This window comes from Gordonia rhizosphera NBRC 16068 (assembly GCF_000298195.1).
Taxonomy (GTDB): Bacteria; Actinomycetota; Actinomycetes; order Mycobacteriales; family Mycobacteriaceae; genus Gordonia; species Gordonia rhizosphera.
The window spans coordinates 1-15,846 of the sequence record NZ_BAHC01000241.1; the positions used below are offsets into that span (position 1 = coordinate 1).

The following is a 15,846-nucleotide window of genomic DNA, read 5'->3' on the forward strand; positions in this document are numbered from 1 at the left end:
ACGATGCCCCGGTTGGGATGCACACTGAGCCCGAAGCCGACCTGGGTGGTCAGGTCTCGGTCGTGCATCGCCATCCAGTGACGATCGTATCTGCCGAGGTCATTGCCGACGGTCTGCGCCACCGGAACCGCGGCCTGGTGAATAGGGAAGTCATCCCACTTGCTGAGCATGTGAAGCGCTCCTTCAGTCGAGGAAATCGTCGAGATCGAGGTCGAGGGCTTGTCGCGTGCCCCGATCGATGAGAGATGTGAACATGTCGAACCCGCGGGTCGTGGGGACCACGAATGCGAGTGCGGCGATCATGGCGAGGATCACCGAACCGGTCAGACGCCGATGCTCGGTCCATGCGGTTTCCATTGTCCATCCTCCGATTCCGTGCGCGGCGAGTGCGTCCACATGACGTGCCAGCAGGCCGCGCTCGACCGCACGCCGCTGTTCGGGTGGTAGCGCGGTGCCGAGGAGGAACGCCGGGTCCCAGGCCGGAGAGGTGAAGGCGAGTGTCTGCCAATCGATCAGAAATGCGCCTGCCTGTGCTCCCCAGAGCAGATTGTCGAGTCGGAGGTCTTGGTGGGTCAGGGTTCGCGGACCCTCGATCGTGGCCGCCCATGCGATGCACGATGCGCCGAAGCGTTCGATCAGCTGTCGTTGATCGTGGTCGAGGCCGGCCCCGATGACATTGCCGAATCGGTGCCACGACTGTTCGTACCGTTGTGCGAGCGACTCGATGTGGGCGGCGGTGCGGTTGTAGAAGCGCCCCTCGCCACCTGCACTGGCCACGTCGTCCCAATAAGGCGCCTGCAGTTTGGCGAGCTGACTCATCGCCGACTCGACCTGAGCGGTGGTGCCGTCGGTCAACTGGTCCAGGGCACGGGTGTGCGCCGATAGGTCGGAGAGCACCAGGCCCGTGCGGCTCTCCGGCAATGTGACGTGACCCAGGAACTGCGGGGTGTTGATCTGCAGGTGCGGTGCGAGTCCGGTGTAGAAATAGCTCTCGCGTTCGAACGCATCGATGCGATGCGCGGTGGCCGCCGACTTCTCGTCGGTGGGTGGCAGCTTCAGGAAGACGCTGTTCAGACGACCATGGCCCGGCGTGTCGTAGCGGATCGCGATCCGGTAGCTGTCTGCCAACTGTCCTGCTCCGCAGGGAGCGGCGACGCAGCCGGCGAGTCCTGCAACCGCCGGTATATCCTTGGCGAGCGCCGACACGAGCTCGGTCGGGTGAAGTTCCATGTCGAGTCTCGGTGCGCTCACTGTGCGGCCTCGGTGAGCAGGAACCGACGCAGGGAGTCGATCTCGGGTCGGCTCACGCCGGCCGCCACGTGGAGATACTCGGCGGGACCGCCGAATTCCGTGTCGAGGTGCACGAGTGCCGCTTGCATCGCATGGGCCGGGGTCTCCCAGAACGTGCGAACATCGTCGACGCGCAGCCCGAGTCCCTGGAGCAGTCCGGCGTGCTGCTCGGCACGACCGGCGCGGTATGTGCCGGTCATCGTGTAGTCGTGGACGACCTGTGGGCGTGGGACGCCCAGCGTCTCCAGGATCACCGCGATCAGCAGACCGGTCCGGTCCTTGCCCGCATGACAGTGCACCAGTGCGGGGTAGCTGTCGGGCTCGGCGAGGACACGGACCGCATCGCCGAAGACGCTCGCACGCCGCTCGAGGACCTGCTGGTACCAGATACCGAGGTCATCGGGCCCGAAGCGGGCGATCTCGCCGTCCTGGAGCATCCTCATGAAATCGGTGGCCGATCCCTCGACGCCTTCGGGGATCGCTGCCCGCACCAGTCGCGCGCCGGTTTCCGAGGCCCACGCCGACGGCACCAGTTCCGCTTCGGCATCGGATCTCAGGTCCACCACGACCCGAAGCCCCAGGGACCGGTAGACATCGGCGTACACCTCGTTCCACAGACATTCCGCATCCGTGCCGGGTAGTCCCAGGACATCGCCCCGGTAGAGGAGTCCGGCCGCCACGGATCGTCCGTCCTCCGTGTGGAATCCGCCCACCTCCCTGGTGTTGGAGGTGCCGGGCAGCGGCGCGGCCGGGGTGGCCGCGCCGCCACGATGGTCCATCGCGATCGGGTCACTCGTCATCGGCGTCGCGTTCGCGGCCGAGGGTGGCGAGGAGATCCTCGTGCAGTTCCATCCAGATGTCGTGATAGGACTCGGACAGGGGACGGGCGAGCGCGTCGTCGTCCCCGCCACGGAACCGGTCGAGTGCCTCGCCGAGCCGTGCCGAATAGGTCGCGAACCGGCCTTGTACGGCCGATGCGTCCTCGAGCACGCGAGTCACCTCAGCGTGAATGCGTGCCAGGTCGGCGAGAGTCGCGTCCCGGTCCTTGTCGTTCTGCCATGCGGCGGTCAGGGCCTTGAATGCTCGGTTCGGTGCCAAGAAGGCCTGGTAGGCCGCGACGAGGCCATCATGCTGCTGATCGGTCAGGGTACCTTCGGACAGCAGCAACAGGCGGGCACGTCCGGCAGGGGTGAGACGAGCGCCGGTCACCCGGCCGCTGCGCTGCTTGACGAATCCGGATTCCTCGGCAGTTGTGAGGATCTCGGCGACAACATTGCTGGGCAGTGCCGTGCTCGTCACGATCTGATCGAGAGAGGCGAATCCGCGCACCCGAATCGCATGCAGGACCTCCTTCTCACCCGATGCGCTGACGGCCGTGTCCCCACTCTGGGGTGGGACGTCATTCGCCCACGACCCGGTCAGGAACAGCCGCGGGATCATCTCGGTCGCGACGCCGCTGACGATGGTTTCGTAACTGGCCGCAGGGACCGGGTGGACCGACATCAATCCGTGTTCGGCGACCAGTTCGTCGAACATTCCGGCGGCACGGGCAATCGGGAGGACGAAGCCCGACGCGTAGACCACTGCACCCGCCATGACCTTCTCCTCCTTGGTCATCGACGCGATGTACTTGTAGAGCGCTTCGGAACTGGTCTCCGCCCGACCGCGCAGCTCGTCCATATCGGCGAGCGAGAGTGTCCGCAACTCCTCCATCGGGGTGTCGAACTTCTCGCGGGCGTAGACTGCCACACCCTTGACGAAGGGGAGGTAGTTGGCCGGTTCGGTGAACATCGTCGACAGGTCGAGCACCTTGGTTTCCAGTTCATCGCTGCCGTCGAAGAACATTGCGATCGTGACCGCATACGGGAGCCCGGTTGTGGTCGTCGACCATTCGTAGACCGGTTCGTTGATGAACAGATCACGGACGATGACGAACCCGCCGTCTGCCGTCGGGTACGGTCCGCTGTCTCCCAGGCCGAGGCGATTGTCGAAGTGGATGAGGAAGCCCAGGAGTTCCAGTGCACCGTTGAATCGCTGGAAGGTCGACCGCTCGTCATCGGTGCTCAGTGACAGCCGGTCGCTCTGGAACCTCTCGATCCACGATTGATCGAGGATCGGTGCGCGGTAATCGCGCATCGAGGTGAACATCGGCCCCGAGCCCCAGAGACCCTTGTACAGCCGCCGCACCGAGGACATCGCGGTCGTGATGAGACTCGTCTTGTAGTCGAAGTCGTGAAGCTTCAGCTCGAGCGCGATGCCGCGACCGAAACTCGACGCGCTGGCGCATGCCCAGATGTGCAGCAGGTTGATCTTGGTGCCGATTTCGTTCTGGGCCCGGGCGGCGATCTGTTTGATGCCGTCGGCGCCGACGCGGTCCTGGATCAGTTTGAGCCACTGCGGGTGGTGGAACCAGGAGTCCATGATTCCCATGGCCTCGTATTCCTGGCGTGGGATCAGTCCCGACTCTCCCTCGGTCGCACGCGCGGCCAAGGCATCCCATTCGTTCCATGCGAGGTAATGAAGGATGTCGTTGACCTCGTCGATGCTGAGGTCACGATCGTAGTCGGGATCGTCGAGATCGAGGACGTTGCTGGTGAGTCGTCCGCGCATGATCGCATCTCCGGCAGTGCCCGGCGGGACTTCACCCTGGAAGTTGGCGAGCAATGCCTGGATCTGCGCCATCTGTTCTGGACTCATCGCTTGCGCACCGGAATCCTCGACCGGCGAATCATCCACCGGTGCACCCGATTCGACGCTCACCAAGCCATGGGGTCGGGTCGACACATCCATGCGAAGCCGAACGCCGTCGGCAGGGATGGTCTCGCCGCGTGAGGTTCGGACGCCGCGATCGAAGGCCACCGACATGATGCACGGGATTCCGTACTCGCGGCTGAGGATCCCGAGGTGGCTCTCCGGAGCGCCTTGCAGTGTGATGACCCCCCGCACACCGGCGTTGAGCGCCATGGCCAGGAACGTGGTGGTCCCGCCGCGGGCGATGACGATGACATCGCTGACATCCTCGCCGCTCTCCACGAAACCGATGACGTCTTCGGGGGTGTCGAGCCATCTGACTCGGCCCTCCACGATCTCACCGCTTTCATAGACGTTGAGCCCTTGCCCGACGGATTCGAACGTCGCGGTGTCGCCCATGAGGACGGGTTCTTGGGTTGTCATGATTCCTCCTGGTTGGGTGTGGAGCTATGCGGGCAGAAGTTCGAGTGAATCGAGGTCGAGGACCATCTGTGCCCCGAGAGAGAGCAAGCGGCGGTACATCGACTCCATCCGCGGATTCGATTTCACGCTGCTGATGGGCGGAACGAGCATCAGCAGTACGGCGAACGCCGACCACCGGTAGGCCTCCCATGCCTGCGGTTCGGTCCAGCTCACGCCCAGTGCTGCGAGGTCGGTGAGGTGTGTGGCGATCGCCTGCCGTTCGATTGCCCGGCGGGTGTCGGCGTCGACGGAGGTGCCCATCAGATACGCGAAATCGAACATCACCGGACCCCAACCGACCGTCTGCCAATCGATCACGACCGTCTCGTCGTCGCTGAAGAGCATGTTGTCGACGCGGAAGTCGTGGTGGACGAGCGACCACGGTCCGGTCGCGGAACGCGCCCAGGCATCTGCCGAACCAACGAACCGTTCGATGCAGTCGCGCTCCTCCGCGGGCATCGCGGCGGCGATGCCCGTCTGCGCCGCTCGCCAGGATCGCTGCATCCGTTCGAGGATGGCGGGGATCGGCACCCCGAGGCGGCGATGCAGCCACGGTAGGCGACCGGTGTCGGCGTCGTCCCAGAACGGTGCCTGGAGGAGCGCGAGCTGGTGCCGGGCACGGTCGAGTTGCGTGACCGGCGTGTCGCGCAACTGGTCTCCCGGTCTGTGGTCGGCGGTGAGATCCTCGAGCAGGATCGTGTCCGGGTGCTCGGCGGCGCTCTCGGTCATCACTCCGAGCAATCGTGGGACGCGGACCGAAGTGTGCGGCGCCAGTTCGGTGTAGAAGCGCGCTTCGCGTTCGTACGCACCGAGCGATGCCGCCGTGGCCGCCGCAGCACCGTCCTGTGCGGGACGCTTCAACACCAGGCTGCGGGGCCCGGCGCCGATGTCGTTCCAGGTGAGTCGGACTCGAAATGTGTCGGCGAGGGCACCGACCCCGATCGGCGACAGCTCGGCGTCGACGAGTTCGGCGTCGGCCATGGTGCTGCGATGTGCGCGCAGGGCGTTGGTGATGAGGTGGACCATTCGGGCATCGGTGTGCGTACTGGTCATCTCGGGCTCCTGTGTAGACGTCGGGCGGAGGGCGGGGTCATCGGCGTGTGATGAGGGCGTCGAGGGCTTCGATGCGGTTGCCGTCCACCAGAAGGGGATTGACCTCGACCGACTCCACCTGGTCGCCGAGTGCGGAGGCGAGGGAGGCGATGTTCATGATGGTGTCCACCAGCCGGTCGATGTCGGCGGGCTTGCTGCCCCGGAACCCGGACAGAAGCCGGTGGCCGCGAAGCTCCTCCAACATTTCCTCGACGTCGCGCCGCGATATCGGCAGGACCCTCAGGGCGCTGTCATCGAGGATTTCGACGAGCGCGCCGCCCATGGCGATGGCGAGTACCTGACCCCAATCGTCGTCGCGGGTGACCCCGACGAGTAGCTCGACGCCCGACCGGCGCAGCGGACTGACCAGTATGCCGTCGAGGCGGATCCCGGCGCCCTCGGCGCGGGCGGCGAGGCGATCGTAGGCGGCTCCCACCTCGTCGGCACCGGTCAGATCCAACTCGACCCCGCCGAGTTCGGTCTTGTGTGCGACGTGCGGGGAACACATCTTGAGCACGACGGCGCTCGAGACGTCATCCGCAGCCCTGATCGCCTCCTCCCGGCTCGTGGCGAGGACGGCGGGAATGAAGTCCACACCGGCGTCGGCGAGCATCTGCCGCGCCGTGTGCTCGCTCAACGGCCCGGAACCGGGAAGTGTGACCAGAGCGCCACGGTGCCCTGTCGGAGCGGGTTGCGGTTCTCGCGCCAACCAGGTGGACCAGCGGGCCAGCCCGGCGGCCGCACGGACGAAGCGTTCGACGCCGGGAAGCACGGTGGATACGCCGGTGCGTGCCTTGATCTCCCGGACCTGCTCGGACTGTGGTTGGTCGATCTGGGGGAGGATCACCCCGGGCACACCGGTCGATCGAATGGCGTCGCCGATGGCCTGGAAGGTCTCGGCGCGCTGCGGCTCTCCTGAGGTGGGCAGGGACGTGACCGCACCGATGAGCCCGATGGAGGGTTCCGCCGCGATCGCCGCATAGGCGTCCTGCCACATGTCGGGCCGCGTGGCCGCGGTTCCGGTGATGTCGAGCGGATTCTGTGGATGCCCATATGCGGGAAGGACCTCGGCCAAGCGGTCGGTCGTCCTACGACCGAACCCGGGCAGGGGCAGTCCCGCCTCCTGGCCGAGGTCGGCGATCAGGTCGCAGGCGCCGCCCGACACCGACATGACGCCGACGCCGGCCACGGCCAGCGGGCCGACATTCGCGCACAGCGTTCCGGTGCAGATCAGGTCCTCGACCGACTGCACGCGGATGACCCCGTCCTGACGAAGTACCGCGTCGATGACGCGGTCGTCGCCGACGAGCGCGCCGGTGTGTGCCTGGGCGGTCTGTGCGGCGAGTTCGGATGATCCGGCCTTGAGGATGACGATGGCCTTGCCGAGTTCTGCGGCTCGGCGCGCGGCCTTCCGGAAGAGTGCGGGCTTGCGGATCGATTCCGCGAAGACGCCGATGGCCTTGGTGTTTTCGTCCTCCACGAGATGGTGCACCACGTCGGCGACGGTCACCATCGCCTCGTTGCCGGTCGTGACCACGAAACTGAACCGTGCGTCGTTGCGTGCGGCATAGCCGACCAGGGACGAGCCGACGGCGCCGCTCTGTGACACCAGCGCAAACGATCCCGGCTCGATCGGCATGTCGAGCCCCAGTGCGCAGAGCGCGATCCCGTCCCACAGATTCGCGAATCCGAGGTGGTTGGGGCCGAGCAGCGTGATCCCCAGATCCTCGGCCAGACTTACGAGTTGCTGTTGCTGGGCGCGACCGGCGGGACCCTCTTCGGCCCACCCCTGGCTCAGGATCGCCGCGGCGCGGGCCCCGCCGGCGGCCGCATCGCGCAACGCGTCGGCGGTGGCGTGCTGCGGTGTCAGGAGGAAGGCGCAATCGATGCCGCCGTCGATGTCCCGGCAGGAACCGACAGTCTCGACGCCGTGCACCACGCTGCTGCGAGGATTGACCAGCGTGATGTGCCGGGCGTCGGCGATTCGCGCGTGCTGGGCAAACGCCCTGCGGGAGAAGAGGTTCTTGTCGCTCGCGCCGACCAGCGCGATGCGCTCGGGGCGGAGCAGGCAGTCCAATGCGGCGGCGGGGATACCCGCATCCTCGGGTGGATGGCGGTCACTCATATGCGTTCCTTCGGTCTGTGGGGTCTGAATCAGAGCGTGAGCATCGTCCTCAACGTGGTCCCAGCCCGTTGCCTGGCGACGACGTCGTTGATCTTGTCGAGGTCGACGACGTCGTCGACCATGGCGGTCAGGTCGAGACGTCCAGCGCGCCACAGTGATACGAGGCGGGGAAGCTCACGCTTCATGTCGGATGAGCCGTAGTAGGAGCCGATGAGTTTCTTCTCGTCGTGAAAGAGTTCCTGTGCGCTGAACTCAACCAGGTCCTCGGGGCGCCCAGCACCCACGATGACGATGCGGCCCCCGCGCCGGGCGGCGCGCCATGCCGCGCCGATGGTGGAGGAGCGTGCGACGGCATCGATGACCACGTCGAATCCGGGGGCGTCGATCAGGGCGCCAGACGGATCGACGCCGGGCTCGACAGCGTGGGTGGCGCCGAGGGACACGGCCAGCGACCGTCTGGATTCGAAGGGGTCGACAGCCACGAGTTCGGCCGCACCCGCGATCCGGGCACCCTGCAGGGCGCTCAAGCCCACTGCTCCACAGCCGATGACCAACACCGAGTCACCCGGTTCCACCTCAGCGGAGTTCACGGCCGCGCCGAAGCCGGTCGGGATCGCGCACCCCAGCAGCGCAGCCAGCTCGAATGGGATGTCCCCTGGCAGGGGCAGCACCCCGGGCGCGGGCACGATGGTTTCCTCGGCGAATGTCGCGGTGCCGAGACCGGCCTGGACCGGGATCCCGGCCACCGAGAGTCCGGAGGTGCGGCTCTCGTCGCCGGAGCGCTTGCGGTTCGAGCAGATGTACGGCTCGTGCCGGACACAGTGATAGCAGTAGCCGCAAGGCGGAACCCAGGTGATCAGGACGCGGTCCCCTGCCGCCAGGCCGGTGACACCGACCCCCACCTCAACGATTTCGCCGGCACCTTCGTGCCCGAGGATGACCGGCATCGACTGCCCGAAAGCCCCGTGGGCCAGTGAGATGTCGGTTTGGCAGACGCCTGCGGCACGTATCCGGACAGCTACCTGTCCGGGACCGGGCGATTGGCATTCCGCGTCGGATCTGACCTCGAATTGTCCGCCGGCCTCCCACATCACTGCTGCGCGCATGATGCCTCCTCGCCGGATACGTGATTCCCGAGCACGGCCTTGACCTCCAGGTATTCGTCGAGAGCGAACGGCCCCAACTCGCGGCCCAGACCCGATGCCTTGTATCCGCCGAACGGCGCGATCGGCGGCTGCGGTGTCCGCACGCCGTTGATCCGAATCTGTCCGGCCTTGATCTGTCGCGCTAGATTTGATGCCCGGACGACGTCGCTGGACCAGACCTCCGCGGACAGACCGTAGGGTGTGTCGTTTGCGATGCGCATCGCGTCGGCGTCGCCCCGGTGGCCAAGGATCACGAGGACGGGCCCGAATATCTCATCCCGGGCGACCGGATCATCCTCGGCGACATCGGTGATGATCGCCGGCCGGACGAAGAGTCCGTGGAGCGGTTCGCCCCCGCTCACGGTGGCACCTCGTGACCGCGCCCCGGCGACATATCCGAGGACCTTGTCGCGCTGGGCCGGTGACGCCAGCGGTCCCATCGTGGTCGCAGCGTCGAGCGGATCACCGAGTACGTAGTCACGCGCCGCCGACACGGCGATCTCGGTGGCGCGCGCGCGGTCGATCTCGGGCACTATCAAACGGGTCGGCGCATTGCATTTCTGCCCCGCATTGGTGAAACAGTTCTTCACAGTCGTCCGCACCGCGATCTCGAGGTCGGCATCGTCGGCCACGACCGCGGGAGACTTGCCGCCGAGTTCGAGGGTGGCGCGGACGACCCGATCCCCGGCCACGCTTCCGATGTGCCTTCCGACGGCAAGTGATCCGGTGAATGACACGAGATCGTAATCTGTTGATCGGACCAGCTTTTCGCCCGTGGTCGAACCTCGTCCGGTCACGACGTTGACGACACCGGAGGGAATCCCAGCGGTGGCGCACAGGCCGGCGAGGAACAGCGCATTGAGCGGTGTCAGTTCTGCCGGCTTCAGCACGATGGTGCATCCGGCGGCCAGTGCAGGGGCCAGCTTCGCGACGATCTGGTGGACAGGGAAGTTCCAGGGCGTGATGCCCAGGACGACGCCGACGGGTTCCCGGATGACGGTGCTGCCGGAGGCGTCCAGGTATTCCCACTTCATCGAGCGTGCGATGTCCGCGGTACTGCGGAGGACGGCTTCGGGCAGTGCCGCCTGCCCCGCGCGCGATTCCGCTATGGGCATACCGATCTCTGTCGACGCGAGAACCGCGAGTTCGTCGGCGTGATCGTGGATTGTGTCCGCGAGCGAGTCGAGCAGATCGGCCCGATTACCGGGTGAGGTGGCGCTCCATCCGGGCAGCGCGTCGCGCGCGGCCGCGAATGCGGCGTCGACATCGGACTGCTCACCATCGACAATGGAACCGATCGTCGCGCCGGTGGCCGGATTGACTACCGGGACCGTCTCGCGATCCGTCGGAGCGATCCACCGCCCGCCGATGAAGAGCGAGTTGTCGGGAACCACGGAGGCTCGTGCCGCGGTCGATGCCGGTGTCACGCTCATCCCTGCACCACCCGCACCGGGAGGTTTGTCCAACCGCGGAAGATGTTGTGGTGCACCCGAACCGGATCGCCCGTCACCTCGAAGCGGAGTCGTCGGCGGATGGCCTCGGCGAAGAACGAGCGGACCTCCGCGCGCGCGAGATGGGCGCCGAGGCAGAAGTGGACCCCCCAGCCGAAGGTCAGGTGCTCGTTCGGGGTGCGCCCGATGCGGAACTCGTGGGGATCGTCGAACACCTCGGGGTCGCGATTGGCGGCCGAGAACCAGAGTACGACCTTGTCGCCGGCGGCGATATCCCTCTCCCCGATCCTCAGCGGCACCAGGGCGGTGCGCCGCATCGCGGCGACCGGTGTGACCCATCGCAGGATCTCCTCGACCGCTGTCCGCGTCTCGGCGGGGGATGTGACCAGATGCTCCCAGCTCTCGGGATGCCGATCGAACAGAATGGTCCCGCCGGACACTGCGTGACGTGCGGTTTCGTTGCCGGCCGCGACCAGCACGATGTAGTACGCGGCGAGTTCGTCCCAGGTGAGCCTGCGGCCCTCGATCTCGCCGTTGGCGAGGACGCTGACGAGATCGTTGGTGGGCTCGCGTCGACGCATCTCGGTGAGACGTTCGAAATAGCCCATCACCTCGTCGCGGGCCTCGGCCAGCGACGCCTCATCGACCCGGTCAGCGGGATCGGAACTGGTGAGCCGGTTGGTCCAGTCCACCATCTTGGGGGCGTCGGCGGCCGGCACACCCAGTACGCGTGACAAGACCAGCATCGGCAGCCGGGCCGAGACGGCGTGCACCATATCGAACGGGCCGTCCTGCGCCTCGGCGTCGTCGAGGAGGTGGGTCACCGCCTCATCGATGGTGTCCTGCCACTGCTTGATCTTCACCGCCCGGAGATGGGGTACGGCGATCTTGCGCAGCGCGGCGTGTTCGGGATCGTCCATGTTGTGCAAGCTGGCGAGCTTGCCCTCGACCTTGCGTTCGACGATCTGGGTTCCCGACGCCGACGACAGTCGCTCGTTGTCATAGGCGGCCGCCTTGACGTCGGCATAGCGGGTCAACGCCCAGAACCCCGGACCGAGATCAGAGGGTGGATTCCAGTGGACCGGGTCGGTGGTGCGCAACTCATCCAGCAGGGGCATCTCCGCATCGTTGCTGAAGATCGAGATGTCCATCAGGTCTGCCGGTGGTGCCGCCTCGGGTGCTGTCATCGTCGTCACTCCCTGGATTGAAATATGAGGTACTTCACACAAGCTACGAGTTCTGATATGTTTCTGTCAACCATTTAAAAGGTACGACCAAGGAGTCGATGTCGATGCTTTTTTCCTCCGTGGGGCCGGACTCCCGATCGAAAGCGCTGTGCGAGGCCGTCTACGCCTTCGATCACGATCACGGCATTCCGCATGACGGGTTGGTCCACCTACTGGGTGGTAAGGGGGCCGGCCTTGCCGAGATGACGCGAACGCTGGGGATGAGCGTTCCCCCGGGCTTCACGGTCTCGGTGCCGGTGTGCAGGTCCTATCTCGCCGATGGGTGGCCGACCGGATTGGAGGACACACTGGCGCGGTTCACGCATGACCTCGGCGAGCGCATGGGGCGACACCTGGGCGACGCTCGCGATCCGCTGCTGGTCGCGGTCCGCAGTGGTGCGCCGATCTCGATGCCGGGCATGCTCGACACCGTCCTCAACCTGGGTCTGAACGACGAGACCGTCAGGGGTCTGGCGAGGGTCTCGGGCAGTGAGGACTTCGCATGGGACAGCTATCGACGCTTCTTGTCGATGTACGCGGTCACTGTGATGGGAATCGATTCCGGTGAACTCGCGAGAGCCGCCGGAGCGCCCGAGCATCCGAGCTCGGCCGCCGGTGTGGATGCGATCAAGACGGCCATCGCGAAGATCGCCGGCCGTGAGGTTCCGGCGGATCCGGCGGTGCAGCTCCGCGAGGCGGTCGAGGCCGTGTTCCGGTCCTGGAACAGTCCGCGGGCTCGTGCGTACCGTGATCGGGAGAAGATCGATCCTGACCTTGGAACCGCTGTCACGATTCAGGCCATGGTGTTCGGAAATCGCGGCGACGATTCGGGAACCGGTGTGGTGTTCACGCGGAACCCGTCGTCCGGCGTGAACACGTTGTACGGCGACTATCTACCCCGCGCACAAGGCGAGGACGTCGTATCGGGCACTGCGCGAACCCTTCATGTGTACGATCTCGAGCGGTTGCACCCAGGGGTCTACGCACAACTCGAGGAGTCCCTGCGCTGCCTCGAGGTGCACTTCCGAGACATGTGCGACGTGGAGTTCACCGTCGAAGAGGGTCGGCTGTGGCTTTTGCAGACGCGAATCGGCAAGCGCGGCGCCAGCGCTGCGGTCCGGATCGCGGTGGACATGACCAAGGACGCCGATATCGCGCTCACCCTCGACGAGGCCCTGGTCCGGGTTCCCTCCGATGTGCGGGACCGTGCACGGATCGAGGCGCTCGCGCATGTCGCCGACGAGACGCACGGCCCGGCCATCGTGACCAAGGGACTCGGTGCGTCTCCCGGCAGGGCGGTCGGAGCAGTCGTGCTCACCAGCGACGCCGCGGCGGACGCCGAGGGTGACGTGATCCTCGTGCGCCCCGAGACGAGCCCCGAGGATGTCGCCGGGATGGCGGCCGCAGTGGGCTTGCTGACAACCAAGGGTGGATTGGTCAGCCACGCCGCCGTCGTGGCGCGCGGCTGGGGAATACCCGCCGTTGTCGGCGCTCACGAATTGATCTGTGGTGCAGACGGAGTGACCACTCCGACCGGAGACATGATCAGAGCCGGCGACGTCATCACGATCGATGGGACCACCGGCTGTGTCTGGCTGGGTGACGTCGTCCCACCGCCTGCCGACTTCGTCAGCAAGGCAATCGAGCACGAACTGCCCGAACTACTGGTACTCGACCGATGGGCGGACGCCCGAGAGATGAACGGAGTGACGAAATGAAGGTAGTTGTCGACCGCGCGAAATGCACTGCCCTGGGAAACTGCGAAGCGATCGCACCCGACTACTTCGAGGTCGGCGAGGACGGTGATCTGGTGGTTCTTCGAGACGACGTCCCCGAGTCCGAACTGGCAGAAGTGAAGAGCGCGATCGCGGCGTGTCCGACCGCTGCGCTGCACCTGGTGGAGCGCCCGCAGTGACGGATTCTCGCCGTGTCGTCATCGTCGGCGGATCGCTCGCGGGCCTGAAGGCTGCACAGGAGGCGCGGACCTCCGGGTTCACCGGCAGACTGACCATCGTTGGTGCGGAACTGCACCTACCCTACGACCGGCCACCGCTCTCCAAGGAATTCCTCGGCGGGTCGGCGGCGGTCCAAGCACCATTCCTCCCCGGGGCTCACGAACTCGCCGAGCAGCTCGGTGTGGAGACGATCCTCGGCGAGCCGGCCACGGCGATCGACATGACCGCGCAGCGGATCACCGTGGGCACGAGTTCCGTCGCGTACGACTCGCTACTCGTTGCCACAGGATCGACGGCCCGCCGCCTCGGCGATACCGATCGCCTGCGGGGGGTCGAGACCTTGCGGACACTCGATGATGCACAGCGAATCGGCACCGCGCTACGTCGCGGGGACCGGCCAGTTGTGATCGGCGGCGGCTTCATCGGGTCAGAAGTGGCGTCGGCGGCGCGCAGCCATGGGCTGGATGTCTCGATCATCGAGGCGGCGCCGACGCCCCTCGTGCGCGCGGTGGGGGAGACCGCCGGTGAATGGCTCAGTCGACTCCACGCCCGCAACGGTACCCAGCTGATCTGCGGGACCGCGGTGGAGTCGCTGTCCGGTGACGAGCGAGTCGAAGCGATCCATCTCTCCGACGGACGGTCCCTTGACGCGGATCTTGTCGTCGTCGGCATCGGCGCCGACCCCGCGACGGGATGGCTGGACGGGTCCGGTCTGGAACTCGACAACGGCATCGTGTGCGATGCCAGGTTGCGCGCGGGTGACAACATCTGGGCCGCCGGCGACGTAGCCCGTTGGTGGAGCGAAGACTTCGGAGCCCCGCTGCGTATCGAGCACTGGACCAACGCCGCCGAACAGGGTGCCGTGGCGATGCGAAACCTGCTGAACCCGCAAGAAGCGATGTCGTACCGCCATATCCCATACTTCTGGTCCGATTGGTACGGCAGCCGGATTCAGCTTGTCGGACTTGCATCGGGTGAGCCGACGGTGGTGACCGGCGACCCCGCGACGGATGTGTTCGTCGCTCTATACCGCGAGGGAGATCGACTGGTCGGCGCACTGGCCCTGAATCGCCGCTCCGACATCATGAAATACCGTGCCCTCATCGCCCGGTCGGCATCATGGCAGGACGGCTTGGCGCTCGCCGAAGAGCGAAATCGTCGCATGGTCAGGGCCTGACCGCCGCTGGCGGCCCCGCGGCCACTCCGATGACTGGAACGGGACCGTTATGTCTCACGCCAAATTGCCCGCGAAAGGTGCGTCGTCGATGCCTCATGAAGAATGCCCGCGAAATGTGTGGTGACCTCAGGCAGCTTTGATTCGAACGACCCTTTGTGAACACCTGACCACTCCCTACATGACGGTGTCGATCTCGGCGATAGACCAACGACTCCCCGAGCCGACCACATGCGGTTCTGATCGAATCCGTGCAGCGGAAGGTTGGTCAGGCCACAGTCTTTGGCGGTGCGGATACGGTCCTCGCACCGAGCCTGACGCCGGTGGCGCAGTTCCAGGTCGGCGAGCTGGCCACGCGGGGTGTTGGTGGCGAACGTGGTCAGCCGCAGCCCGTCGGAGTCGGTGAACCGCAACTGCGCACCCGGATGCGGGCGCACCTTTCTGACGATCACCCGCATCCCGTCGGGCCAGCCGGACAGGTCGATCAGCCCGGCCAGCGCGTCCACCCACGCCCCGTCGCGGTCCACGCCGTCGGCGTCGTAGGCCGGGGTCCACGCCTCGGGACGGATGCGGTCGATGGCGGCCGCGGTCGTCTCGGTCAGCGGAAAGCCCACGGAGTAGACCGGGCGCCGTCGCGTGAGGTAGTCGAGGAACTCATGGGTGCCGCCGGCCGAATTCGTGCGCACCAGCACCGTCTTGCCGACCCGATAGCCGACCACATCCGGCAGTTGCTCCAGCGCCGCCTCGACGATCGCTGTGTGGTCGGCGGCAGTGTTCGCACTGGCGTTGCCGGTCCGCAACAGGATCGCGAGGGGTTCATCAGTGCCGTCGATGCCGTGGTCGGCGAACGCACACAACTGACTGAAATCCGAAGCCCCTCTTTAGGCTAGTGCTCCTCCGCGCCACCAGTGGCACCACCGACTACTCCGCGGTGGTACCGGTCGACATCCGAGTAGTTACTACTCCTGCTCCACTCTCCGCATGGTGTGACGCTCGACGTACTCAATCAAACAAGTGACGGAGGTCTCACATGAGTGCAGAGAACGCCTACACGATCTGGTTCTCGGATCCGCGGGGAACCGACATCGACGTCGTCGGTGGCAAGGGTGCGAACCTGGGCAAGCTCGCCGCGGCCGAGTTCCCCGTGCCGCCGGGCTTCGTCGTCGCCACGGCCG

Annotated in this window: 12 protein-coding genes and 1 pseudogene; 3 read left to right on the plus strand and 10 right to left on the minus strand. The window is 66.1% G+C overall.

The genetic code is table 11. The annotated features are described in order from the left end of the window. The 9 genes from GORHZ_RS32405 to GORHZ_RS27910 all read right to left on the minus strand — a co-directional run. Positions 1-170, minus strand: a 170-nt coding sequence (locus GORHZ_RS32405) for an Rv3169 family protein (protein ID WP_006339220.1), incomplete at its 3' end; no start/stop codon positions are given. A gap of 13 nt (positions 171-183) precedes the next feature. After that, positions 184-1,230: a phosphotransferase family protein gene (locus tag GORHZ_RS27875; RefSeq protein WP_006339221.1), complete on the minus strand. Its 1,047-nt coding sequence runs from the start codon at positions 1,228-1,230 to the stop codon at positions 184-186. 17 nt (positions 1,231-1,247) lie between these two features. Beyond that, positions 1,248-2,090 (minus strand): tyrosine-protein phosphatase, encoded by an 843-nt coding sequence (locus GORHZ_RS27880; protein ID WP_245551540.1) that lies wholly within the window; start codon positions 2,088-2,090, stop codon positions 1,248-1,250. Next, positions 2,080-4,464 carry a PEP-utilizing enzyme gene (locus tag GORHZ_RS27885; RefSeq protein WP_006339225.1) on the minus strand — a complete coding sequence of 795 codons (2,385 nt, stop codon included), beginning with the start codon at positions 4,462-4,464 and terminating at the stop codon, positions 2,080-2,082. The genes GORHZ_RS27880 and GORHZ_RS27885 overlap by 11 nt, the downstream gene beginning before the upstream one ends. A 24-nt stretch (positions 4,465-4,488) precedes the next feature. Continuing rightward, positions 4,489-5,556 (minus strand): aminoglycoside phosphotransferase family protein, encoded by a 1,068-nt coding sequence (locus GORHZ_RS27890; protein ID WP_006339227.1) that lies wholly within the window; start codon positions 5,554-5,556, stop codon positions 4,489-4,491. A 37-nt stretch (positions 5,557-5,593) separates the two neighbouring features. Beyond that, on the minus strand, positions 5,594-7,720 hold the full coding sequence (locus GORHZ_RS27895) for an acetate--CoA ligase family protein (RefSeq protein WP_006339229.1): 2,127 nt from the start codon (positions 7,718-7,720) through the stop codon (positions 5,594-5,596). A gap of 29 nt (positions 7,721-7,749) precedes the next feature. Further along, positions 7,750-8,826: a Zn-dependent alcohol dehydrogenase gene (locus GORHZ_RS27900; protein ID WP_006339231.1), complete on the minus strand. Its 1,077-nt coding sequence runs from the start codon at positions 8,824-8,826 to the stop codon at positions 7,750-7,752. After that, positions 8,811-10,298, minus strand: a complete 1,488-nt coding sequence (locus tag GORHZ_RS27905; protein WP_051999115.1) for an aldehyde dehydrogenase family protein — start codon at positions 10,296-10,298, stop codon at positions 8,811-8,813. The genes GORHZ_RS27900 and GORHZ_RS27905 overlap by 16 nt, the downstream gene beginning before the upstream one ends. Further along, a complete protein-coding gene (locus GORHZ_RS27910; RefSeq protein ID WP_006339237.1) occupies positions 10,295-11,503 on the minus strand; it encodes a cytochrome P450 in 1,209 nt (402 codons plus the stop codon). The genes GORHZ_RS27905 and GORHZ_RS27910 overlap by 4 nt, the downstream gene beginning before the upstream one ends. Positions 11,504-11,607: 104 nt before the next feature. Here GORHZ_RS27910 and GORHZ_RS27915 point away from each other — a divergent pair, with 104 nt between their 5' ends. The 3 genes from GORHZ_RS27915 to GORHZ_RS27925 are packed head-to-tail and all read left to right on the plus strand — an operon-like array spanning position 11,608 to position 14,674. Further along, entirely contained in the window at positions 11,608-13,260 is a 1,653-nt protein-coding gene (locus GORHZ_RS27915) for a pyruvate, phosphate dikinase (protein ID WP_006339239.1), read from the plus strand. Further along, positions 13,257-13,457: a ferredoxin gene (locus tag GORHZ_RS27920; protein WP_006339241.1), complete on the plus strand. Its 201-nt coding sequence runs from the start codon at positions 13,257-13,259 to the stop codon at positions 13,455-13,457. The genes GORHZ_RS27915 and GORHZ_RS27920 overlap by 4 nt, the downstream gene beginning before the upstream one ends. Then, the gene (locus GORHZ_RS27925) at positions 13,454-14,674 is read left to right on the plus strand and encodes an NAD(P)/FAD-dependent oxidoreductase (RefSeq protein ID WP_006339242.1); all 1,221 of its coding nucleotides are present in this window, start codon (positions 13,454-13,456) and stop codon (positions 14,672-14,674) included. The genes GORHZ_RS27920 and GORHZ_RS27925 overlap by 4 nt, the downstream gene beginning before the upstream one ends. A 218-nt stretch (positions 14,675-14,892) precedes the next feature. Here the strand turns inward: GORHZ_RS27925 and GORHZ_RS27930 are convergent. Further along, positions 14,893-15,559, minus strand: a pseudogene (locus GORHZ_RS27930) (transposase); the annotation flags it as partial. Between the last annotated feature and the right edge of the window lie 287 nt (positions 15,560-15,846).

Excerpts from the sequence above, each read along its gene's own strand:
- GORHZ_RS27875 (WP_006339221.1), bottom strand. The coding sequence starts at position 1,230 with ATGGAACTTCACCCGACCGAGCTCGTGTCGGCGCTCGCCAAGGATATA.
- GORHZ_RS27880 (WP_245551540.1), bottom strand. The coding sequence starts at position 2,090 with ATGACGAGTGACCCGATCGCGATGGACCATCGTGGCGGCGCGGCCACC.
- GORHZ_RS27885 (WP_006339225.1), bottom strand. The coding sequence starts at position 4,464 with ATGACAACCCAAGAACCCGTCCTCATGGGCGACACCGCGACGTTCGAA.
- GORHZ_RS27890 (WP_006339227.1), bottom strand. The coding sequence starts at position 5,556 with ATGACCAGTACGCACACCGATGCCCGAATGGTCCACCTCATCACCAAC.
- GORHZ_RS27895 (WP_006339229.1), bottom strand. The coding sequence starts at position 7,720 with ATGAGTGACCGCCATCCACCCGAGGATGCGGGTATCCCCGCCGCCGCA.
- GORHZ_RS27900 (WP_006339231.1), bottom strand. The coding sequence starts at position 8,826 with ATGCGCGCAGCAGTGATGTGGGAGGCCGGCGGACAATTCGAGGTCAGA.
- GORHZ_RS27905 (WP_051999115.1), bottom strand. The coding sequence starts at position 10,298 with ATGAGCGTGACACCGGCATCGACCGCGGCACGAGCCTCCGTGGTTCCC.
- GORHZ_RS27910 (WP_006339237.1), bottom strand. The coding sequence starts at position 11,503 with ATGACAGCACCCGAGGCGGCACCACCGGCAGACCTGATGGACATCTCG.
- GORHZ_RS27915 (WP_006339239.1), top strand. The coding sequence starts at position 11,608 with ATGCTTTTTTCCTCCGTGGGGCCGGACTCCCGATCGAAAGCGCTGTGC.
- GORHZ_RS27920 (WP_006339241.1), top strand. The coding sequence starts at position 13,257 with ATGAAGGTAGTTGTCGACCGCGCGAAATGCACTGCCCTGGGAAACTGC.